The sequence below is a fragment of the Streptomyces sp. NPDC059828 genome, assembly GCF_042731955.1.
Lineage (GTDB): Bacteria > Actinomycetota > Actinomycetes > Streptomycetales > Streptomycetaceae > Streptomyces.
Window position 1 is genome coordinate 1 of record NZ_JBHWIW010000041.1, and the last position, 21727, is coordinate 21727.

General features: G+C 69.0%; 17 protein-coding genes. 4 read left to right on the top strand and 13 right to left on the bottom strand.

Annotated features, from left to right (window positions below):
* Positions 1-112 precede the first annotated feature (112 nt).
* From ACFV6V_RS22975 to ACFV6V_RS23025, 11 genes are all read right to left on the bottom strand, one after another.
* On the bottom strand, positions 113-448 hold the full coding sequence (locus ACFV6V_RS22975; RefSeq protein WP_351570973.1) for an RNA polymerase-binding protein RbpA: 336 nt from the start codon (positions 446-448) through the stop codon (positions 113-115).
* Between the two features lie 109 nt (positions 449-557).
* Positions 558-788, bottom strand: coding sequence for a preprotein translocase subunit SecG (gene secG / locus ACFV6V_RS22980; protein WP_361278633.1), 231 nt, complete (start codon positions 786-788; stop codon positions 558-560).
* A gap of 150 nt (positions 789-938) precedes the next feature.
* Positions 939-1715, bottom strand: coding sequence for a triose-phosphate isomerase (gene tpiA / locus ACFV6V_RS22985; RefSeq protein ID WP_385568011.1), 777 nt, complete (start codon positions 1713-1715; stop codon positions 939-941).
* Positions 1716-1722: 7 nt separating this feature from the next.
* Entirely contained in the window at positions 1723-2934 is a 1212-nt protein-coding gene (locus ACFV6V_RS22990) for a phosphoglycerate kinase (protein ID WP_385568014.1), read from the bottom strand.
* Between the two features lie 107 nt (positions 2935-3041).
* Positions 3042-4046 (bottom strand): type I glyceraldehyde-3-phosphate dehydrogenase, encoded by a 1005-nt coding sequence (gap, locus tag ACFV6V_RS22995; protein WP_385568016.1) that lies wholly within the window; start codon positions 4044-4046, stop codon positions 3042-3044.
* Between the two features lie 198 nt (positions 4047-4244).
* Positions 4245-7184, bottom strand: a complete 2940-nt coding sequence (locus tag ACFV6V_RS23000; protein ID WP_385568019.1) for a M14 family zinc carboxypeptidase — start codon at positions 7182-7184, stop codon at positions 4245-4247.
* A 220-nt stretch (positions 7185-7404) separates the two neighbouring features.
* Positions 7405-8394, bottom strand: coding sequence for a DNA-binding protein WhiA (gene whiA / locus ACFV6V_RS23005; RefSeq protein WP_093653140.1), 990 nt, complete (start codon positions 8392-8394; stop codon positions 7405-7407).
* On the bottom strand, positions 8385-9452 hold the full coding sequence (gene yvcK, locus ACFV6V_RS23010) for a uridine diphosphate-N-acetylglucosamine-binding protein YvcK (RefSeq protein WP_385568021.1): 1068 nt from the start codon (positions 9450-9452) through the stop codon (positions 8385-8387). The genes whiA and yvcK overlap by 10 nt, the downstream gene beginning before the upstream one ends.
* A complete protein-coding gene (gene rapZ / locus ACFV6V_RS23015; RefSeq protein WP_385568024.1) occupies positions 9449-10423 on the bottom strand; it encodes an RNase adapter RapZ in 975 nt (324 codons plus the stop codon). The genes yvcK and rapZ overlap by 4 nt, the downstream gene beginning before the upstream one ends.
* Positions 10420-12546 carry an excinuclease ABC subunit UvrC gene (gene uvrC, locus ACFV6V_RS23020; protein WP_385568025.1) on the bottom strand — a complete coding sequence of 709 codons (2127 nt, stop codon included), beginning with the start codon at positions 12544-12546 and terminating at the stop codon, positions 10420-10422. The genes rapZ and uvrC overlap by 4 nt, the downstream gene beginning before the upstream one ends.
* Positions 12547-12679: 133 nt before the next feature.
* On the bottom strand, positions 12680-13108 hold the full coding sequence (locus ACFV6V_RS23025) for a Rieske (2Fe-2S) protein (protein ID WP_385568028.1): 429 nt from the start codon (positions 13106-13108) through the stop codon (positions 12680-12682).
* A gap of 178 nt (positions 13109-13286) precedes the next feature.
* Here ACFV6V_RS23025 and ACFV6V_RS23030 point away from each other — a divergent pair, with 178 nt between their 5' ends.
* Positions 13287-14207, top strand: a complete 921-nt coding sequence (locus ACFV6V_RS23030) for a carbohydrate kinase (RefSeq protein ID WP_385568030.1) — start codon at positions 13287-13289, stop codon at positions 14205-14207.
* A gap of 122 nt (positions 14208-14329) precedes the next feature.
* Here the strand turns inward: ACFV6V_RS23030 and uvrA are convergent, their stop codons facing one another.
* A complete protein-coding gene (gene uvrA / locus ACFV6V_RS23035; RefSeq protein ID WP_385568032.1) occupies positions 14330-17344 on the bottom strand; it encodes an excinuclease ABC subunit UvrA in 3015 nt (1004 codons plus the stop codon).
* Between the two features lie 224 nt (positions 17345-17568).
* On the opposite strand from uvrA, the gene ACFV6V_RS23040 reads away from it, so the two are divergent.
* From ACFV6V_RS23040 to ACFV6V_RS23050, 3 genes are all read left to right on the top strand, one after another.
* Positions 17569-18270: a maleylpyruvate isomerase family mycothiol-dependent enzyme gene (locus ACFV6V_RS23040; protein WP_385568035.1), complete on the top strand. Its 702-nt coding sequence runs from the start codon at positions 17569-17571 to the stop codon at positions 18268-18270.
* Positions 18271-18350: 80 nt separating this feature from the next.
* Positions 18351-19007: an MBL fold metallo-hydrolase gene (locus tag ACFV6V_RS23045; protein ID WP_385568038.1), complete on the top strand. Its 657-nt coding sequence runs from the start codon at positions 18351-18353 to the stop codon at positions 19005-19007.
* A 158-nt stretch (positions 19008-19165) separates the two neighbouring features.
* Complete coding sequence (locus ACFV6V_RS23050) at positions 19166-20455, top strand: MFS transporter (RefSeq protein WP_385568040.1); 1290 nt, start codon at positions 19166-19168, stop codon at positions 20453-20455.
* Between the two features lie 94 nt (positions 20456-20549).
* Here ACFV6V_RS23050 and ACFV6V_RS23055 read toward each other — a convergent pair whose 3' ends face one another.
* Positions 20550-21575, bottom strand: coding sequence for a TerC/Alx family metal homeostasis membrane protein (locus tag ACFV6V_RS23055; RefSeq protein ID WP_385568043.1), 1026 nt, complete (start codon positions 21573-21575; stop codon positions 20550-20552).
* Positions 21576-21727: the final 152 nt, after the last annotated feature.

The window sequence follows — 21727 nt, forward strand, 5'->3', positions numbered from 1 at the left end:
GCGCACGACGGTAGAGGCCACCACTGACAGCCGGCCGCGGGCCCCGCTATCACAGGAAACAGTCATTTCCTGTGAAAGCCGGGCCCGCTGTCAGTCGATGAGCGCCGGCCGCTCAGATCTCGCCCCGGAGCTTGGCGAGCGCCTCGGCGAGGATCGCCTCACCGTCCGCGTCGCTGCGCCGCTCCCGTACATACGCCAGATGCGTCTTGTACGGCTCGGTGCGCGGCGGGTCCGGCGGGTTGTCCCGGTCCTGACCGGCCGGGAACCCGCAGCGCGGGCAGTCCCAGTGATCCGGAACCTGTGCGTCGCTGGCGAAGCTCGGCTGCGTCTCGTGCCCGTTCGAGCACCAGAAGGAGATGCGGAGACGCGGCGCGGATTCTCCCCGCTCGGCCTCCCCCATCGGCCCCGCTCCGACCCGGCTTCCCCGGATCGCGTTGCCACTTGCCACGGTTGTAACTCCCTGCGTGATGGTGCTCGAGGATGCCCCAGTCTACGTAAGGCCCAACGCGCGTCCAGTGATTGGAGTTACACCCCACCCCAGAAGCGCCCGATGTGCGTCAGCTGTCCAGCTTCATCAGCAGACCAAGCACGACAATGCACGCGAACCACATCAGACCGAGCACGACGGTGATGCGGTCGAGGTTGCGCTCGGCGACCGAGGAGCCGCCGACGGACGACTGCATACCGCCACCGAACATGTCGGAGAGGCCGCCGCCCTTCCCCTTGTGCATCAGCACCAGCAGCATCAGCAGCAGGCTGAAGACGATCAGGGCGATCGAGAACCCCATAATCACGGCTGGACCAACTTCCTCGGACAGGACACGACTGGACAGGAACAAAGCAACTGATCAAACCCCGGAGGCTGATCAAGGAACCGGGGGCCGGACCCCAGGGTCCGGCCCCCGCAAGGGTACGACGGGATCGCCGCTACGGCCTACTCACTGGTCGCGGAAACGGACGATCCTGACGAACTCGTCGGCGTCCAGTGCCGCGCCACCCACCAAGGCGCCGTCCACATCGGGCTGGGCCATGATCGCCGCGACGTTCCCGGCCTTCACCGAGCCGCCGTACTGGATCCGGACCTTGTCGGCCACGTCCTGGTTGTACAGCTCAGCGAGCCGGCCACGGATCGCCGCGCAGACCTCCTGGGCGTCCTCAGGGGTCGCCACCTCGCCGGTGCCGATGGCCCAGACCGGCTCGTAGGCGATCACGATGGTCTCGGCCTGTTCGGCCGGGATGCCCTCGAGGCCGCCGTCGAGCTGCTTCAGGGTGTACTCGACCTGCTGTCCGGCCTTGCGGATGTCCAGGCCCTCGCCCACACAGAGGATCGGGGTCAGGCCGTGCTTGAAGGCGGCCTTCACCTTGGCGTTGCAGAGCTCGTCGGACTCAGCGTGGTACTGCCGTCGCTCGGAGTGTCCGACGGCGACGTAGGCACACTTCAGCTTGGCGAGCATGGGGCCCGAGATCTCGCCGGTGTAGGCGCCGGAGTCGTGCGCCGAGATGTCCTGAGCGCCGTACTTGATCTTCAGCTTGTCGCCGTCCACCAGCGTCTGCACGGAACGCAGATCGGTGAAGGGTGCCAGTACGGCGACCTCGACGGCGTCGTAGTCCTTGTCCGCCAGGGCGAACGCGAGCTTCTGGACGTGGGCGATGGCCTCGAGGTGGTTGAGGTTCATCTTCCAGTTGCCCGCCATCAGCGGGGTGCGGGTGCTCATCGGTGGATCAGTCCTCCAGTGCGGCGAGGCCGGGAAGCGTCTTGCCCTCGAGATACTCGAGGCTCGCGCCGCCACCGGTCGAGATGTGGCCGAAGGTGTTCTCGTCGAAGCCGAGCGTACGTACGGCGGCGGCCGAGTCGCCGCCGCCGACGACGGTGAAGGCCTTGCCGTCGACGAGTGCCTGGGCGATGGCGCGGGTGCCCCCCGCGTAGTCGGGATGCTCGAAGACGCCCACCGGACCGTTCCAGAACACGGTCTCGGCGTCGGCGATCTTCGACGCGTACAGCTCGCGCGTCTTCGGGCCGATGTCCAGGCCCTCCTTGTCGGAGGGGATCTTGTCGGCGTCGACGACGTCGTAGTCGGCCGGAGCCTTGGTCTTCAGGTCGGGGAACTCCGAGGAGGCGAGCACGTCGACCGGCAGCACCAGTTCGACGCCGCTCTTCTCGGCACGCTCCATGTACTCGGTGACCACCGGGATCTGGTCCTCCTGAAGGAGGGAGACACCGACCTCGTAGCCCTTGGCCTTCAGGAAGGTGTACGCCATTCCGCCTCCGATCAGCAGACGGTCGGCCTTGCCGAGGAGCTGGTCGATGACCGCGAGCTTGTCGGAGACCTTGGCGCCGCCGAGCACGACCACATAGGGACGCCGGACATCCTCGGTGAGCTTCCTGAGCACGCCGACCTCGGTGGCGATCAGGTAGCCGGCAGCATGCGGCAGCCGTGCCGGGAGGTCGAAGACCGAGGCGTGCTTGCGGTGCACGGCTCCGAAGCCGTCGCCGACGTAGACGTCCGCGAGTGCGGCGAGCTGGTCGGCGAAGGCGGCGCGCTCGGCGTCGTCCTTGGCGGTCTCACCGGGGTTGAAGCGCAGGTTCTCGATCACGGCGACCTGGCCGTCGGCGAGGCCGTCGACCGTCGTACGCGCCGAATCACCGACCGTGTCGGTCGCGAAGGCGACATCGTTCCCGAGCAGCTGACCGAGGCGCGCGGCGGCCGGGGCGAGCGAGAAGGCCGGGTCCGGGGCACCCTTGGGGCGGCCGAGGTGGGAGGCGACCACAACCCGGGCGCCCGCGTCCACGAGGGCCTTCACGGTGGGCAGCACGGCGCGGATTCGACCGTCGTCGGTGATGGTGGTGCCGTCGAGCGGCACATTGAGATCGGCGCGGACGAAGACCCGCTTGCCGGTGACTCCTTCGGCGAGGAGTTCGTCGATCGTCTTCATGCTGTGATGACTCCTAGAGAGGGCGAGGACACGCTACAGGGCCCGGCCAGCGCTTCTTTGCGCTGGCCAGGCCCTGCTGCTCACATCGCTGTGCTACCGGCCGAGGATCAGAGCTGGTTGCCGACGAACACGGTCAGGTCGACAAGGCGGTTGGAGTAGCCCCACTCGTTGTCGTACCAGCCGACGATCTTGATCTGCTTGCCCTGCGACATGGTGAGCTGCGAGTCGAAGGTGCAGGAGGCCGGCCAGTTGACGATGTCCGAGGAGACGATCGGGTCCTCGGTGTACTCCAGGATGCCCTTGAGCTCGCCCTCGGCGGCCTTCTGGAAGGCGGTGTTGATCTCGTCCCTGGTGACCTCGCGGTCGAGCTCCACGACGAGGTCGGTGACGGAGCCGGTCGGGACGGGGACCCGCATGGCGATGCCGTCCAGCTTGCCCTTGAGCTGCGGCAGAACCAGGGCGGTGGCCTTGGCGGCACCGGTCGAGGTCGGGATGATGTTCTCCGCGGCGGCGCGTGCGCGGCGCAGGTCCTTGTGCGGGAAGTCGAGAATCCGCTGGTCGTTGGTGTAGGCGTGGACGGTGGTCATCAGCCCCTTGACGACGCCGAAGTTCTCGTCGAGGACCTTCGCCATCGGGGCCACGCAGTTGGTGGTGCAGGACGCGTTGGAGATGACGTGGTGACTGGCCGCGTCGTACTTGTCCTGGTTGACGCCCATGACGATGGTGATGTCCTCGTCGGAGGCGGGGGCCGAGATCAGGACCTTCTTGGCGCCGCCAGCGATGTGCTTCTCGGCGTCGGCCTTCTTGGTGAAGATGCCGGTCGACTCGATGACGATGTCGACGCCCAGCTCACCCCACGGGATGTCGGCGGGGTCGCGCTCGGAGAGCACCTTGATCGTGTGGCCGTCGACGGTGATCGTGTCGGCGGTGTGGCTGACCTCCGCCTTGAGCCGACCGAGGATGGTGTCGTACTTCAGCAGGTGAGCCGTGGTCGCGGTGTCTCCCAGGTCGTTGACAGCCACGATCTCGATGTCAGCGCCCTGCTCCAGCAGCGCGCGGAAGTAGTTACGGCCGATGCGGCCGAAGCCGTTGATGCCTACGCGGATCGTCACGAACCGATCTCCTCGTTAGGTACGCCGGGTTTCAGCGCCCGGCGAGCATTTATAGGGATGTCCCCGACCGCTTATGACCCTACCTCTCCGCGGGGCCCCGCAGTGACATCGGCCACGGAGCGGAAACGAGACGGCGACCCGTACCCATGAGTAAGATGCGGGCCGCCGTTCCCGTGCCGGGGAATTGAACACCCTGTGTCAGCGGCGAAGTGCTCTCAGTGCCTTCCCTACGAGCTGGGCGCGGGCCGCGGGTTCGGTGACGTGCTCGAGTCCGAAGCCCAGCAGGACCGTGTCACGGGTGGTGACGGCCGCGTAGGAGGCGAACAGCTCTCCCGACCGCGCCCAGTCGCCCTCGATCACCGGACTGCCCTCCGGTGCGCCGGGGGTGGTCCAGTTGCCGAGCGAGGTCTCGAAGCCCTCGCCGTCCTTCTCCGTGCCGCCGATGACCAGGGCGGCGTTGTCGGCGAAGACTCCGCGTCCGCCGCTGCCCGGGTCGGTGATGGAGCTGAGGGACAGCTCGACCGTCTTGCCCGCGTAGGCACTCAGGTCGAATGTGACCTGCTTCCAGCCGCCCGACGAGCCGGTGAAGCTGTTCCACGCCCCGCTGGTGCCGCTCGCGGTGCAGCCTCCGGCGTCGAGGGTGAGGTAGTGGCGCAGGAAGGGATGGCCGTTGACGAAGAAGCCGGCCTCACACTCTTCGGGGACGGTCGTGCTGGTCAGGCCGCCGGCCTCGGGCAGCGTGGTCCAGTCGTCGGCGCCTGCCGTGCGGGCTTCGAGCACCGCGTGGTCGTAGCCGGGCTCGGTGTTCCAGTTGAGGGCGAGCTTCAGCTTCGGGCTGTCGGCAGCCGCGACCCCGGTGAGGTCGACGGCCCGGGTCAGGCGCTTCCAGTCGTTGTCGTCGTGCGTCGCGGAGACCATCCACTGGCCCGCGTACGGGGCGTACGGGTTGGTCACACCGCTGTACCGGCCCGCCTGGGCGCTGGCGAACTGGGGGAACTCGGCGGCGGGCAGGGTGTCCGACGTGACCGTGTACATACCTGCCGCGTTCAGCGGGTTGCCCGAGGCCGCGCCGAGCGCGCCGGTGGATCCGATGAGGTCCCCCGCGCCGGTGAAGCCGTTCGCGGTGGAGGCCGAGGTGCGTCCGTAGGCACCGAGGTAGTACTGGCTGAAGTCGTTGGTGGCCGCCCTGCCGACCTGGGCGTTGCCACCGGCCAGTTCACCGGCCTCGATCAGCTTGCCGCCCTCGTTGATGAAGTCGCGCAGGGCCAGCTGGGTGGGGCCGCCGGGGGCTTGGGCCCCGGTGTAGTGGACGGCGGTGGAGAAGTGCCCGAGGACACCGAGCGGATGCGGGGGGCCCTGGGTGGCCACGTCCCAGACGACGGCCTTGCGGCCGTTGGCCTTCAGCGCGTCGACGTAGGCCTGGGCGTGCTGGGCGGCTGCGCCTTCTTCGGCGACCACGACGGTGTCGGCCTTGGGCCGGGGCGCGATGGTGTAGGTGAAGTGGTCGCTGGAGGTGCGCTTTCCGCTGCGGGTCTCGCCGGTGAACCAGACCTCGACCTTGTCGCCGACGTCACCGTCCATCACCTTGGCCCGGTACTCGTCGAAGCGGATGTTGTCCTCGCCGCCGTACTTCTCACCGCCCTTCCAGGGGCGCAGGGCCATGTCGTACGTACGCCCGCCGTTGACGCGGTACTTGAGCTCCTTGTCGCGCACGGACTTGCGGACGGTGACGGCCACCTCCTGGTTACCGCCGCGTGCGTAGGAGGTGGTGAACGGGTCGATGGTGAAGTCCGCCGCCGTGAGGCCGACCGGTGAGGACGGCTGGTCGGGGTGGGCGGTGGTCTCGGCGACGGACAGCGCGAAGTCGATGTTCTTGGCGAACTCCGTCTGGATCAGCTTCTCGTCGTCGGGGAAGTTGAAGCCCGACTGGCAGTCCTGGGCCTTCCAGGCATCGTCCGGGACGCTGTTGGAGACCGTCTGACAGGTGCTCATCTCCGGGGTGAACATCATCATCCCGTTGATGTTGGCCGCATGGCCGTCGGCCTCGCCGTTGGTGGTGTAGAGCTCGGACGAGACCTGCGGGTAGTAGCCGGGGACCGCGGAGTTGTCGGGCGTACCGGCGAGCGCGGTGTAGAGCACGTCGTCGGGGGTCGGGGTCGCCACCTGCCAGCCGACGCCGTACAGCAGCAGTTCGGCGGCGGAGTGGTAGTTGATGCCGTAGGCGAAGCCGATGCGCTTCTGGAAACGGTCGAGCGCGACGGTCTCGGGCTCGGATGCGGCGCCGGTCCCGCGATAGGTCTCGCTGGCGGGGTTGGGCGACGAGCCCTCGTTGTCGTATCCCCACTTGTAGGCGAAGTTCCGGTTGAGGTCGACGCCGTCACCGGTGGTGATCTTGCCGTCCCCGTTGTTGTCCCGGAGGTTCTTGCGCCAGAGGCGGTTGGCCGAGGAGGCGTGGGTGTAGTCGTAGCCGTCGGGGTTCGCGGAGATCAGGAACCACACTTCGGTGGTGTTGAGGATCTTCGTGATACGGGGGTCCTTGCCGTAGCCCGTCAGATAGTGGTGCATCAGCCGGCGGGTCATCTCCGGGGTGATCCACTCACGCGCGTGCTGGTTGGACATGTACAGCGTGGCGGGCTTGGCGCCGTCGGCGTACCTCTTGGCGCCCTTGGTGACCTTGAGGGCGAGGATGTCCTGGCCCTGCACCGTCTTGCCGATGCTCTCGACCTTGGTGATCGAGGGGTGGGCTTCGGCGGCGGCGAGGACTTCCTCCTTGATGCCGCCTTCGCCGCTGTAGGGGCGGAAGACCCCGTCGCCGGCGGCGGCGAGACGTCGGGCCGCGGAGCGGGACACGGTGTGCTTCGTGAGGTCGATGTGCTGGGCCCGCAGCTGTCCGGCCTGCTCATCGGTGAGGTACAGCTCGACGGTGGCGGTGCCCTTGTCGGGCACCTGGGCAGTCAGCTCATGACCGTCGGCACCGGCCGCGAGGAGCAGCGGCACTTGCGCCTTGGTGACTTTCGCTTGCCAAACGGACAGTCCGTCACCGGCTGCGCCCTGGTCCGCCCGGGCGAGTGGTGCGGCTGCGAGTCCTGCGATCAGGAGTGAGGTCGCGGCAAGGATCGATCTCGCTCGTCGTCTCATTAGCCCCTCTTGCTTTCGTCTGTGGCGAAAGAAAACAGATGCCAGGCTCATGACTGTTCATGATCATGTCAAGACGGCGTGGGGTCCAGCGACACACCGCTGCCGGCGTCCCAAACGGGCGCCGGCAGCGGAAATTTCACTCGTTGAGCCGATGGGCCGGCAGCGGAGGGGCCGGCGGCGGAGCCGGCAGGGCCATCGGCGGACGGAGACGGCGGGGCCGTCAGCCGACGAGGCCGTCGGCCATTTCCTCCGTCAGATTCGACTCCGTGCCCGGGATCCCCAGATCCTGGGCGCGCTTGTCGGCCATCGCCAGCAGTCGGCGGATACGGCCCGCGACCGCGTCCTTGGTGAGCGGTGGGTCCGCGAGAGCCCCCAACTCCTCGAGGGACGCCTGCTTGTGCTCCATACGCAGCCTGCCCGCCGCGGCGAGGTGCTCGGGCACCTCCTCGCCGAGGATCTCCAGCGCACGCTGCACCCGGGCCCCAGCGGCCACCGCCGCGCGGGCCGAGCGGCGGAGGTTGGCGTCATCGAAGTTGGCGAGGCGGTTGGCGGTGGCACGGACCTCACGCCGCATCCGCCGCTCCTCCCACGCCAGCACTGACTCATGGGCGCCGAGCCGTGTCAGCAGCGCGCCGATCGCGTCACCGTCACGGACCACCACACGGTCGACACCGCGCACCTCACGCGCCTTCGCTGCAATGGACAGCCGACGGGCGGCACCCACCAGCGCCAGCGCCGCCTCCGGGCCCGGGCATGTCACCTCAAGGGAGGAGGAGCGGCCGGGCTCGGTCAGCGAGCCATGCGCCAGGAAGGCCCCGCGCCAGGCCGCCTCCGCGTCACAGGTCGCACCGGAGACCACCTGCGGGGGCAGCCCGCGGATGGGGCGGCCCCGGCCGTCCACCAGACCGGTCTGACGGGCCAGTTGGTCACCGCCCGCCACGACCCGCACGACATAGCGCGAGCCGCGCCGCAGCCCTCCGGGAGCCATCACCACCAGATCCGAGGAGTGACCGAAGATCTCCAGGATGTCCTTGCGGAGCCTGCGCGCCGCGATCCCCGTGTCCAGCTCCGCCTCGATCACGATGCGTCCGCTCACCAGGTGCAGCCCGCCAGCGAACCTCAGGATCGCCGAGACCTCCGCCTTTCTACAGCAGGTCCGGGTGACGGGGAGCCGGGAGATTTCGTCCTTCACCGCTGCCGTCATCGCCATGGGCCGATCCTTCCATGCATCCGAAAAATACGGTCGTACGCGGCGGCCAGCAGCTCCGGGTCATGCCGGGCCGAACCAGCACCAGAGCCTTCCTCGGCCTGGGCAGCACTCCCGCGCAACGCCACCGGAGCCAGCTCGACCGCGGCACCGAGCCGCTTCGCCGCGTCGGCGAGGGACTCCCGGTCGGGCACCGCCGCCTCATCGGCCAGCACCACGTCCAGGGCGAGTTTAGGGGCGTGTCGCGCCAAAACCTCCACATGACGCTGCGGGGAGAAGCCTTCCGTTTCTCCCGGCTGCGGCGCCAGATTGAGGGACAGCACACGGCGCGCCTTAGTCTCCACCAGCGCGTCGTGCAGTTCGGGGACGAGCAGGTGAGGGATCACCGAGGAGAACCACGAACCGGGTCCGAGTACCACCCAATCGGCGTCACGCACGGCCTCGACGGCCTCCGGAACCGCCGGCGGGTCGTTCGGTACGAGGTGCACGGACTGCACTTCCCCAGGGGTGAGCGCCACGGTCGCCTGCCCCCGGACCGTGGTGATCTCCTCCGGCCGCTGCGGATCATGGCCCCTGACCAGTGCCTGGAGCTCCAGCGGCACCGCGGACATGGGCAGCACCCGGCCATGGGCCCCGAGCAGCCTGCCGACCAGGTCCAGCGCCTGCACATGATCACCGAGCTGCTCCCAGAGGGCGACGATCAGCAGATTGCCGACCGCGTGCTCGTGCAGCTCGCCCTGTGACTGGAAACGGTGCTGGATGACCCTGGCCCAGGTCTGCCCCCAGTCGTCGTCGCCGCACAGCGCCGCCAGCGCCTTGCGGAGATCGCCCGGGGGCAGCACGCCCAGCTCCTTGCGGAGCCGGCCGCTGGAGCCGCCGTCGTCGGCGACCGTGACGACGGCGGTGAGGTCGCCGGTGATCCGGCGCAGGGCGGCGAGCGAGGCGGACAGCCCCATCCCGCCGCCGAGTGCGACGACCTTGGGCTGGGTGCCGCGCCTGCGGCCGGACCCCGGGGCGTCGGTGCCCCGCAGCCGGCGCAGCCGAAGTGTGCGACCGGTCACTCGCGCCCCATGTCACGGTGGACGACCACGGTCTCGATGCCCTCGGAGCCGAGGCGTGCGGCGAGCTTCTCCGACATGGCGACGGAGCGGTGCTTGCCCCCGGTGCAGCCGACGGCGATGGTCACATACCGCTTGCCCTCGCGGCGGTAGCCCGCCGCGATCAGCTGGAGCAGCTCGGTGTACTGGTTCAGGAACTCCTTGGCGCCCGGCTGGTCGAAGACGTAACCGGACACCTCCTCGTTGAGCCCGGTGAACGGGCGCAGCTCCGGGACCCAGTGCGGGTTCGGCAGGAAACGGCAGTCCACCACGAGGTCGGCGTCGACGGGCAGCCCGTACTTGTAGCCGAAGGACATGACGGTGGCCCGCAGCTCCGGCTCCTCGTCACCCGCGAACTGGGCGTCCATCTTGGCGCGCAGCTCATGGACGTTGAGGCTGGAGGTGTCGATCACCAGGTCGGCGTCGCCGCGCAGCTCCCGCAGCAGGTCGCGCTCGGCGGCGATGCCGTCCACGATCCGGCCGTCGCCCTGGAGCGGGTGCGGGCGGCGCACCGACTCGAATCGGCGCACCAGGGCGTCGTCGGACGACTCCAGGAAGACGATCCGACGGGTGACCTGCTTGGCGTCGAGGTCCGCGAGTGACTCGCGGAGGTTGTCGAAGAACCGCCGGCCGCGGACGTCCACGACGACGGCGATACGGGCCACATTGCCCTGGGACCGTGCGCCGAGCTCCACCATGGTGGGGATCAGCGCGGGCGGCAGGTTGTCGACGACGAACCAGCCGAGGTCCTCCAGGCACTTCGCCGCGGTGCTGCGGCCCGCGCCCGACATTCCGGAGATGATCACCAGCTCGGGGATGGCGGCCTCGGCGGCCGGCCCGGCTTCGGGGGTCGTTCCCGTACTCACGTCTCCTGCTCCGTGTTCTTCAAGGCGTTCTTCACGGTCCATGCGCCCGGCTCTGTCCTGATCGCTCATTCCGTGCTGCCCCCGTTCTCGGTCGTGCTCTGCGCCGGCGTCCCGTGGCCCGGTATCCCGCGACCCGGAATCCCATGGTCCGCTTCCTCTTCAATGATCTCTCCTGTCGCCGTGTTCACGGCGGGCGCGGCCGGGGCCGCTTCGGAGAGCGCGAGGACGACGGACGCCGCCGTCTTGCGGCCCATGCCCGGCACCTCGCAGATCTGCTCGATTGTCGCCTGCCGCAGGCGCTTCACCGAGCCGAAATGCTTGATCAGCGCCTGTTTCCGGGATTCACCGAGACCGGGTACGTCGTCCAGGGGGCTGGTGCGCAGCCGTTTGGTGCGCTTGGAGCGCTGGTAGCGGATCGCGAAGTCATGAGCGGTGTCGCGGACGCGCTGGATGAGATAGAGCCCCTCGCTGGAGCGCGGCAGCACCACCGGATCGTCCTCGCCCGGCAGCCAGATCTCCTCCATGCGCTTGGCGATACCGCAGACCGCGACGTCATCGATGCCCAGCTCGTCCAGCGCCCGCTGGGCGGCGGCGACCTGTGGCCGGCCACCGTCGACGAGCACGAGCTGGGGAGGGTACGCGAACTTCCTGGGCCGGCCGTTGTCGGCCGCGGCGGACGGCGAGGGGATCTCACCGGCCGCGACGGCCCCCTCACCGACGCCGCTCCCGCCACTCGCCGCAATCGCACCACTCACATCTCCGCCGTCGGCGAGATCCCACTCCCCCGTCTTCTCCTTCTCGGCCAGATAGCGCTTGAAGCGCCGGCTGATCACCTCGTGCATCGAGCGGACATCGTCCTGTCCCTCGAATCCCTTGATCTGGAACCGCCGGTACTCGCCCTTGCGGGGCAGCCCGTCCTCGAAGACGACCATGGACGCGACGACGTCCTCGCCCTGGAGGTGCGAGATGTCGAAGCACTCGATGCGCAGCGGTGCGGAGTCCAGCTCCAAGGCCTCCGCGATCTCCTCCAGGGCCCGGGAGCGCGTCGTGAGATCGCTTGCGCGCTTGGTCTTGTGCAGCACCAGGGCCTGCTGGGCATTGCGTCCGACCGTGGCCATCAGGTCCTTCTTGTCGCCCCGCTGCGGAATGCGCAGGGAGACGTTCGATCCGCGCCTGCCGCTCAGCCACTGGCCGACCGCGTCGAGATCGTCCGGCAGGGCGGGCACGAGCACCTCCTTGGGGACGGTGTCGCCGCTCTCCTCCCCGTAGAGCTGTTGCAGAGCGTGCTCGACCAGACCCGCCGTGTCCACGGCCTCCACCTTGTCGGTGACCCAGCCGCGCTGACCGCGCACCCGGCCGCCCCGGACATGGAAGATCTGGACGGCCGCTTCCAGCTCGTCCTCGGCGACCGCGATCAGATCGGCGTCGGTCGCGTCGGCCAGCACGACGGCGTTCTTCTCCATGGCCCGTTTGAGGGCCTCTATGTCGTCACGGAGCCTGCCCGCCCGCTCGTACTCCATCTCCTCGGCCGCCGCCATCATGTCCTTCTCCAGGCGGCGAATGTAGGTACCGGTGCGGCCCGTCATGAAGTCGCAGAAACCCTCGGCCAGTTCGCGGTGCTCGTCCGGGGTGACCCGCCGCACACAGGGTGCCGAGCACTTGCCGATGTAGCCGAGCAGGCAGGGGCGGCCGGTGCGCACGGCGTTCTTGAAGACACCCGCGGAGCAGGTCCGTACGGGGAAGACCCGGAGCATCAGATCGACGGTCTCGCGGATCGCCCAGGCGTGGCCGTAGGGACCGAAGTAGCGCACGCCCTTGCGCTTGGCCCCGCGCATGACCTGGACCCGCGGGAACTCCTCGTTCATCGTCACCGCGAGATACGGATAGCTCTTGTCGTCGCGGTACTTGACGTTGAACCGGGGGTCGAACTCCTTGATCCAGGAGTACTCCAGCTGAAGCGCCTCCACCTCCGTGGAGACGACCGTCCACTCCACGGAGGCCGCCGTGGTCACCATGGTGCGGGTGCGCGGATGCAGACTCGCCAGGTCCTGGAAGTAGTTGGCGAGACGCTGCCGCAGGCTCTTCGCCTTGCCGACGTAGATCACCCGGCGGTGCTCGTCACGGAACTTGTAGACCCCTGGCGAGTCGGGGATCTGTCCCGGCTTGGGGCGGTAGCTGGAGGGGTCTGCCATGCCGCCCACCCTACTGGCGGGCGCCGACAACCGGGCCTCGCCTCGGGGGCGCGTGACGCCTTCGCGCCAAGGTCTCGGGCGGGTTCGCGCCAGGGTCCCGCGGACCGGGGTCAGGCGCCCGGTGCCGAGTCGGTCAGGCCTGCGGGCCCGCGACGAGCTTTCCGTCCCGCACGCTGACCGGGACCTCCGGCAGCGGCACGGTCGCCGGTCCCTTGACGGCGTCGCCCGACGTCACGTCGAAGCGGCTGCCGTGGCAGGGGCAGTTGCCCTCGGTACCCTCGAGCTTGTCCAGGACGCAGCCCGCGTGGGTGCACTGTGCGCTGAACGCCCTATACTGGCCCGCCGCCGGGCAGTGGACCACCAGCCGCTGCTCCCGGTAGAGCTTCGCGCCGCCGACGGGGACGGCGTCCGCGGCGCCGAGGTCGACGGGCGCAGTCGGGGTGGGTACCTCGGCGTGACCGAGCTTGGACTCGGTGGAACAGGCGGCGGCTCCCAGCCCTGCCGCCCCCGCGAGCGCGGCGCCCTTCAGCACGGTGCGGCGGGCGGGAGACTGACCGGACATGCGCACTCCACGGGTCGGGGTCGGGGCGGGTGCGCAGGCAGGTGCGGGTGCCGGTGCGCCACTCGGGTGACAGAAGCGACGATACCGGCGCAGTTCGCGGCCCCCACGAGCGGGTGGGCGGACGGGTGGCGTTCCGACTCACTGTCGCCCGAGCGGAACGATGGGTTACGTTCCGGGCGTGATCGTCGTCGCCGGTGAGTCCCTGATCGATCTGGTCCCGCAGCGGGCTGCGGCCGGCGGCCGGCCCCTGCCCGCGCTGCTGCCCAGGCTCGGCGGCGGCCCGTACAACACGGCGGTGGCGCTGGGGCGGCTCGGCGCGCCGGTCACCTTCTGTTCGCGGGTGTCGACGGACGGCTTCGGCGAGGCCCTGCTCGGCGGGCTGCACGCGGCGGGCGTCGGGACCTCGCTGGTGCAGCGCGGTCCCGAGCCGACGACGCTCGCTGTCGCCTCGATCGGGGCGGACGGGTCGGCGCACTACGGCTTCTACGCCAACGGCAGCGCGGACCGGCTCTTCGAACTGCCGACCGAACTCCCCGAGGAGGTCCGGGCATTGGCGTTCGGGACCTGCTCGCTGGCGCTGGAGCCGGGGGCCAGTGCCTATGAGGCCCTGCTACGGCGGGAGGCCTCCCGGGGGCGCTTCACCCTGCTCGATCCGAACGTACGCCAGGGTCTGATCCCCGACGGCGAGGCCTACAGGGCCCGCTTCGACGGCTGGCTCCCCTCGGTGTCGCTGCTGAAGCTGTCCGAGGACGACGCGGCCTGGCTGGGCGGGGATCCCGGGCGGTGGCTTGCGGGGCGGGGGCCGGCCGCGGTGGTGGTGACGCGCGGCGACCAGGGCCTCACGGTGTTCACCCGGCAGGGCAGGAAGGTCTCCGTGCCCGCCGAGCCGGTGACGGTGGTGGACACCATCGGCGCCGGCGACACGGTGAACGCGGCGCTGCTGCACGCCTTGGGGCGCCGGGACGCACTCTCCCCGGGCGCCCTGGACGCCATGGACACGATCGACTGGACCGATGTCCTCGAATTCGCGGCCCGGGCGGCTGCGCTGACCTGCTCGCGCACGGGGGCGGAGCCGCCCTACGCCCACGAGCTGGGCTGACGCCCGGCCCGTGCACCCAGAGCGGTTCGGCACCCCGAACAGGGACCAGGTCCGGTGTCCTGCCACCCCCGAGCGGTGGCTGGACCCCGGACCCGGCCTGGTCGTCGCGGCCCGGTCCGGGCTCAGGCCTTGCGCGCCCTGGCGCGCGCGGTGGCCTTCTTCGCCGTGGTGGCCTGGGCCGTGGCCCCCTTCTTGGTGGCGGTGGAGTTGGCCGCCACCACCTTCTTCGCTGTCGTCGTCTTCCTGGCCGAAGCGGACTTGCGTGACTGCGGCGGCACCGCGTCGCTGATCCGCTCAGCGCCCAGGATGTCACGCAGGAACTTGCCGGTGTGGCTCTCCGGGACGCTCGCGACCTGTTCGGGTGTGCCCTCGGCGATCACGAGCCCACCGCCGCCGCCGCCTTCGGGACCCATGTCGACGACCCAGTCGGCAGTCTTGATCACATCCAGGTTGTGCTCGATGACGATCACTGTGTTGCCCTTTTCGACCAGCCCGGACAACACCTTGATCAGCTTGGAGATGTCCTCGAAGTGCAGACCGGTGGTCGGCTCGTCAAGCACATAGACCGTGCGGCCGGTGGACCGCTTCTGGAGCTCGCTGGCCAGCTTCACCCGCTGTGCCTCGCCACCCGACAGTGTGGGTGCGGACTGACCGAGCCTGACGTACCCGAGACCCACCTCGTTCAGCGTCTTCAGATGGCGGGCGATGGTCGGCACCGCCTCGAAGAAGTGCAGCGCCTCCTCGATCGGCATGTCCAGCACCTCGGCGATGGACTTGCCCTTGTAGTGGACCTCCAGGGTCTCCCGGTTGTAGCGGGCGCCGTGACAGACCTCGCACGGGACATAGACGTCCGGCAGGAAGTTCATCTCGATCTTGATCGTGCCGTCACCGGAGCAGTTCTCGCAGCGACCGCCCTTGACGTTGAAGGAGAAGCGGCCCGGCAGATAGCCGCGCACCTTCGCCTCCATGGTCTCTGCGAACAGCTTGCGGACATGGTCGAAGACCCCGGTGTAGGTGGCCGGGTTGGACCGGGGGGTGCGGCCGATGGGCGACTGGTCGACGTGGACGACCTTGTCGACCAGATCGTCACCGTCCACGCGGGTGTGCCGCCCGGGGACCGACTTGGCGCCGTTGAGCTCTCGGGCGAGGTGTGTGTAGAGGATGTCGTTGACCAGGGTCGACTTGCCTGATCCGGAGACTCCGGTGACGGCGGTGAGCACACCGAGCGGGAAGGACACGTCGATGTCCCGCAGGTTGTTCTCCCGGGCGCCGTGCACGGTGAGCTGCCTGCCGGGATCCACCGGGCGCCGGATGTCCGGTGTGGCGATGGACTTCTTGCCGGACAGGTACTGCCCGGTCATCGATTCCTTGTTGGCCAGCAGCTGCTTGAGCGGACCGGAATGGACGACCTTGCCGCCGTGCTCACCGGCGCCCGGGCCGATGTCGACCACCCAGTCGGCCACCTTGATGGTGTCCTCGTCGTGCTCGACGACGATCAGGGTGTTGCCCATGTCCCGCAGGCGCACAAGGGTCTCGATGAGCCGGTGGTTGTCGCGCTGGTGCAGTCCGATGGACGGCTCGTCCAGCACGTACAGCACGCCCACGAGCCCGGAGCCGATCTGGGTGGCCAGGCGGATGCGCTGCGCCTCGCCGCCGGAGAGGGTGCCCGCCGCACGATTGAGGGAGAGGTAGTCGAGTCCGACGTCGACCAGGAAGCGCAGCCGCTCGTTGACCTCCTTGAGCACCCGTTCCGCGATCTTCTTGTCACGGGCGTTGAGGGTGAGCCTGCCGAGGAATTCGGCGCACTCGCTGATCGACATGGCGGAGACGTCGGCGATGGACTTCTCCATCACCGTGACCGCGAGCACGATCGGCTTGAGGCGGGTGCCCTCACAGGTCGGACAGGGCACCTCGCGCATATAGCCCTCGAAGCGCTCACGGCTGGAATCGCTCTCGGCCTCGCTGTGGCGCCGCTTGACGAACGAGACCGCACCCTCGAACGCAGGGGTGGTGTAGGCGCGCTCACGCCCGTAGCGATTGCGGTAGCGCACCTCGACCTGGGTCTTGTGCCCGTACAGCAGGGCCTTCTTGGCGCGCTGCGGCAGCCCGGCCCAGGGCATGTCCGTGCGGAACCCGAGCGCGTCGGAGAGCCCGCCGATCAGACGCCCGAAGTACTCCTTGGTGTGACCGTGTGACCACGGGTGGATCGCGCCCTCGTCGAGCGAGCGCTCCTCGTCCGGGACGATCAGCTCGGGGTCGACCTCCATCCGCGTCCCGATGCCGGTGCAGTCGGGGCACGCGCCGAAGGGCGAGTTGAAAGAGAACGAGCGGGGCTCGAGCTCCTCGAAGGAGAGGTCGTCGTACGCGCAGTACAGATGCTCCGAGTACATACGCTCCCGCTCGGGGTCGTCCTCGGGGAGATCCACGAAGTCCAGCACGACCATGCCGCCGGAGAGGCCGAGCGCGGTCTCGACCGAGTCGGTGAGCCGCCGCTTGGCGCTGTCCTTGACGGTGAGGCGGTCGACCACCACCTCGATGGTGTGCTTCTCCTGCTTCTTGAGCTTGGGCGGCTCCGAGAGCTGGATCGTCTGACCGTCCACCCTCGCCCGGGCGTAGCCCTTGGCCTGGAGGTCGGCGAAGAGGTCCACGAACTCGCCCTTGCGCTCGCGCACCAGCGGCGACAGCACCTGGAAGCGGCTGCCTTCGGGCAGCTCCAGCACCTTGTCCACGATGGCCTGCGGCGACTGGCGCGCGATGGGGCGGCCGCACTCGGGGCAGTGCGGCTTCCCGATCCTGGCGAAGAGCAGCCGGAGGTAGTCGTAGACCTCGGTGATGGTGCCCACCGTGGAGCGCGGGTTGCGTGAGGTGGACTTCTGGTCGATCGAGACGGCCGGCGAGAGGCCCTCGATGAAGTCGACATCCGGCTTGTCCATCTGGCCGAGGAACTGCCGGGCGTACGAGGACAGCGACTCGACGTAGCGGCGCTGTCCCTCGGCGAAGATCGTGTCGAACGCGAGCGACGACTTGCCCGACCCCGAGAGCCCGGTGAAGACGATGAGTGAGTCACGCGGGAGGTCGAGCGAGACGTTCTTGAGGTTGTGCTCGCGAGCGCCACGGACGATGAGACGGTCGGCCACGCCGGGTCCGCACCTTTCTTGAGAGAGGTCGTGGGAGAAGAGCGGGGGCACGGGCCCCGTCCTGGACTGCTCCAGGCTAGGGGGGCCGCGAGATCGATAGCTGCCTGACGGATGAATGCCTGACTACCAAGGATGCCTCGACCGAGCCTATAGCACGCGCATTCGATTTTCGGTGGTGCGGAGCGAGCTTCACCCGAACGTGTGGCGGGGCTATCGTCAGCCCCATGATCGATCCTTTGCGCGACCTGGACTCTGTACACGAAGCGACCGAGCGACTCCTCGATGCGGCCGCCGGACTGGACAACGCGGCCGTCGCCGGGCCGTCACGGCTCCCCGGCTGGAGCCGCGGACACGTCCTGGCCCATATCGCCCGCAACGCCGACGCCATCGTCAACGTCCTCGAGGGCCGCCCCATGTACCCGAGCGCCGAGGCCCGCGACGCCGACATCGAGCGGGACGCGGCCCGGCCGCTCGGCGCCCAGCTCGACGACGTGCGCGAGAGCGGCATCCGGTTCCGGACCGTGGGCGCCACCCAGGAGACGGTGGAAGGCGGCTGGGACCGTACGGTCGAGCTGCGCAACGGAATCACGGACACGGCGTCCCGTGTGCCCTTCCGACGCCTTGTCGAGGTGGAGCTGCACCATGTCGACCTCGGCATCGGATACGAGCTGGAGGACCTCCCCGGCAGTTTCACCGAGCGCGAGATCGACTTCCTCACCCAGCGCTTCGCCGGGCACAAGGACGTACCGCCCACCACGGTTGTCGCGGACGACGGGCGCACATGGGGCACGGGCGGCGGGGCCGAGGGCGCGCCCGTCACCGTCACGGGCGCCGCGGCCGATCTCCTCGGCTGGCTGGCCGGCCGCCGCGACGGTGCGGCACTCAAGGTCTCGGGTGGTGCGCTTCCGGCGTTGCCGGCGTTGTGATCGTGCCGCCGTCATCGTGATCGGGCTTCCGTCACGTGATCATGCTGCCGTGGCTGTGATCAGCTGAGTACGCTGGCTCCATGACTTACAGCGGAGCAGTGAAGGTCGGCGGCCCGGCGGATGTCCATGAGCTCAAGGACCTGATGATCTCGAAGGTCGCGGTGGGCCCGATGGACAACAACGCATATCTGTTGCGCTGCCGGGCGACCGGCGAGCAGCTGCTGATCGACGCGGCCAACGAGCCCGAGACCCTGCTCCGGCTGATCGGTGACGACGGCATCACGTCCGTCGTCACCACCCATCGGCACGGTGACCACTGGCACGGGCTCGAAGCGGTGGTCGCGGCGACCGGAGCCCGCACCTACGCGGGCCGTGAGGACGCCCGGGGAATCCCGGTGCCCACGGACGTACTCGTGGACGAGGGCGACGTCATCAAGGTCGGCCGGGTCGAACTGACCGCACGCCACCTCGTGGGGCACACCCCGGGGTCGATCGCTCTGGTCTACGACGACCCCCACGGCCACCCGCATGTGTTCACCGGTGACTGCCTGTTCCCCGGTGGGGTGGGCAACACCCACGACGACCCCAAGGCGTTCGCCAGCCTCATCGACGACGTGGAGACCAAGATCTTCGGCTGGCTCCCCGACGAGACCTGGGTCTACCCGGGGCACGGCAACGACACCACCCTGGGCGCCGAGCGTCCGCATCTGCCGGAGTGGCGCGAACGCGGCTGGTGAGCACCCCGTCCGGGTGGAGACGGTTTCCGGGGCGGGGCGTGCCGACCACGTGCGCCCCGTAACCCGGAACGATCACACGTAGTTGGCGCGGCGTGCACAAAAATCACGCTGCGCTCGCTTCCCCCACTCCCTCCGGCGCTGAACCATCCGCCCCTTCGATGACCCGCCTCGCCGCGGCCTCCCTCGCCGGGACGGCCGTGGAGTTCTACGACTTCTTCGTCTACGGCACGGCCGCGGCACTGGTCCTCGGACCGCTTTTCTTCCCCACCTTCTCCCCGCTCGCCGGAACCCTGGCCGCCTTTGGCACGTTCGCGATCGGATTCATCTCACGACCGCTCGGTTCCATCCTCTTCGGGCACATCGGCGACCGGTACGGACGGCGGCCGGTGATGTTCGGCTCTCTGCTGCTGACCGGGGTGGCCACCGTGCTGGTCGGCTGTGTGCCCACGTACGCCACCCTTGGCGCCGCCGCCCCCGCCCTGCTGCTGGTGCTGCGCTTCCTGCAGGGGTTCGGGCTCGGCGGGGAGTGGGGCGGTGCCGTCCTGCTGACGGCCGAGCATGCGCCCGAGGCACGCCGCGGGCTGTGGGCGAGCTTCCCCCAGATCGGGCCCGCCGTGGGCTTCCTGCTCGCCAACGGGGTGATGCTGGCGCTCTCGGCGGGACTGACCCAGGCTCAGTTCCAGAGCTGGGGCTGGCGTGTGCCGTTCTGGGCGGCGGGGCTGCTCGCCGCCGGTGGGCTGCTGCTCCGCCGTTCGCTGGCGGAGACCCCGCAGTTCAGGGAGATCACCGAGCCCGCACGGATGCCCCTGGCCGAGGTGCTGCGCGGGCACTGGCGGCTGGTGCTGCTGACCGCGGGGGCGTTGGCGGTGGGATACGCGGTCTTCTACACGGTCTCGACCTGGTCACTCGCCTACGGGACCGAGCGGCTCGGTGTGAGCCGTACGGCCATGCTCGGATCGATCATGGCCGCCGTCGCCCTCAAGGGCGCCGCCACGCCGTTCGCGGCGATGCTCGGTGACCGGTACGGCCGGCGGCCGTTGTGTCTCATCGGCTGCACGGTCATCGCGCTCTGGATGTTCCCGATGGTGGGCCTGCTACAGACGGGGCGGCCAGTGCCCATGTTCTTCGGCTTCCTCGTCGCCCTGCTGGCGTTCATCACCATCTTCGCCGTGATCGCGGCGTATCTGCCGGAGCTCTACGAGCCGAGGGTGCGCTGCACGGGTGCGGCGGTGGGTTACAACCTCGCCGGGGTACTGGGCGGGGCGCTGACGCCGATCGTGGCCACCGCGCTGTCGGACGGGAGCGGCCCGCCCTGGGGAGTGGCCGCCTATCTGACCGGGATCGCGCTGCTCAGCCTGCTGTGCTTCGCGCTCCTGCCGGAGACCCTGCCCGCGCGGCTGCCTATGGCGAAGCCCGCGGAGCCCGCCCGGGACAGCGCGGCGGCCTGAGGTCGTCCCCCGCCCGAGCCGGGCCCGCACCCGGAGCTGAGCCGGGGCCCGCACCGCAGAGGATGTGCGGGCCCCGGAGCGTGCGACGCGGGTGTCAGGCGCCGATGCTGTCCTTCTCGGTCTCGCCGTCCGACGCCGGGGTCGTACTGGTGCCGGCGCCTTCGGCGGCCTCACGCCGCTCCTGCCTCCTGGAGGCGATGAGGCTGGTGATGGTGGTGATCACCAGGACGGCGCAGATGAACGCCAGCGAGAACGGGATCGAGATCTCGGGGACGGGCACCCCGGATTCGTGCAGGGCGTGCAGCACGAGTTTCACCCCGATGAAGCCGAGAATCACCGAGAGGCCGTAGCTCAGGTGGACCAGCCTCTTGAGGAGCCCGCCGATCAGGAAGTACAGCTGGCGCAGGCCCATCAGGGCGAAGGCGTTGGCCGTGAAGACGATGTACGGGTCCTGGGTCAGTCCGAAGATCGCCGGGATCGAGTCCAGGGCGAACAGCACATCCGTGGTGCCGATGGCCAGCATGACCACCATGAGGGGGGTCAGCACCCGCTTGCCGTTGACGCGGATGAACAGCTTGGTGCCGTGGTAGCGGTCGGCGACGCCGAACTTCTTCTCGATCGACTTGAGCAGGCGGTTCTCCTCGAACTCATCCTCCTCGTCGTCCGAGCGCGCCTCCTGGATGAGCTTCCAGGCGGTGTAGATCAGGAACGCCCCGAAGATGTAGAACACCCACGAGAAGTTGGTGATGATCGCGGCGCCCGCGGCGATGAAGATGGCCCTGAGGACCAAGGCGATCAGCACACCCACGAGCAGCACGCGCTGCTGGAGGTGGGACGGCACCGCGAACTTCGCCATGATCAGGACGAAGACGAACAGGTTGTCGACACTGAGCGACTTCTCCGTGATGAATCCCGCGAAGAACTCGCCCGAGGCCTGGCTCTCACCGGCAAGCAGCAGGCCGAGGCCGAAGAGCACCGCCAGGATGATCCAGACCACCGTCCAGATCCCGGCTTCCTTCATCGACACGTCATGGGGCTTGCGCCCGATGAAGAAGTCGACCGCGATCAGGGCACACAGACCGAGAATGGTCAGTGCCCACATGGTTATCGAAACGTCCACTGCGCCTCCGGCGTCGTACCGCTACTGATCAGCGTCGTCGCTGCCGGAGGTCTCTTCCACCCGGGCGGACACTGCCGCTCGCGGGCCGGCGCCCCGGGACCGGGCTCTGTCTGACGGTCCGTACTGACGGGCACACCGCATGTGGGAGTACT

Bases quoted from the DNA above. Each gene is read 5' to 3' on its own strand.
- secG (WP_361278633.1), bottom strand. From the start codon at position 788: ATGGGGTTCTCGATCGCCCTGATCGTCTTCAGCCTGCTGCTGATGCTG.
- tpiA (WP_385568011.1), bottom strand. From the start codon at position 1,715: ATGAGCACCCGCACCCCGCTGATGGCGGGCAACTGGAAGATGAACCTC.
- ACFV6V_RS22990 (WP_385568014.1), bottom strand. From the start codon at position 2,934: ATGAAGACGATCGACGAACTCCTCGCCGAAGGAGTCACCGGCAAGCGG.
- ACFV6V_RS23000 (WP_385568019.1), bottom strand. From the start codon at position 7,184: ATGAGACGACGAGCGAGATCGATCCTTGCCGCGACCTCACTCCTGATC.
- whiA (WP_093653140.1), bottom strand. From the start codon at position 8,394: ATGGCGATGACGGCAGCGGTGAAGGACGAAATCTCCCGGCTCCCCGTC.
- rapZ (WP_385568024.1), bottom strand. From the start codon at position 10,423: ATGAGCGATCAGGACAGAGCCGGGCGCATGGACCGTGAAGAACGCCTT.
- uvrC (WP_385568025.1), bottom strand. From the start codon at position 12,546: ATGGCAGACCCCTCCAGCTACCGCCCCAAGCCGGGACAGATCCCCGAC.
- ACFV6V_RS23025 (WP_385568028.1), bottom strand. From the start codon at position 13,108: ATGTCCGGTCAGTCTCCCGCCCGCCGCACCGTGCTGAAGGGCGCCGCG.
- ACFV6V_RS23040 (WP_385568035.1), top strand. From the start codon at position 17,569: ATGATCGATCCTTTGCGCGACCTGGACTCTGTACACGAAGCGACCGAG.
- ACFV6V_RS23045 (WP_385568038.1), top strand. From the start codon at position 18,351: ATGACTTACAGCGGAGCAGTGAAGGTCGGCGGCCCGGCGGATGTCCAT.
- ACFV6V_RS23050 (WP_385568040.1), top strand. From the start codon at position 19,166: ATGACCCGCCTCGCCGCGGCCTCCCTCGCCGGGACGGCCGTGGAGTTC.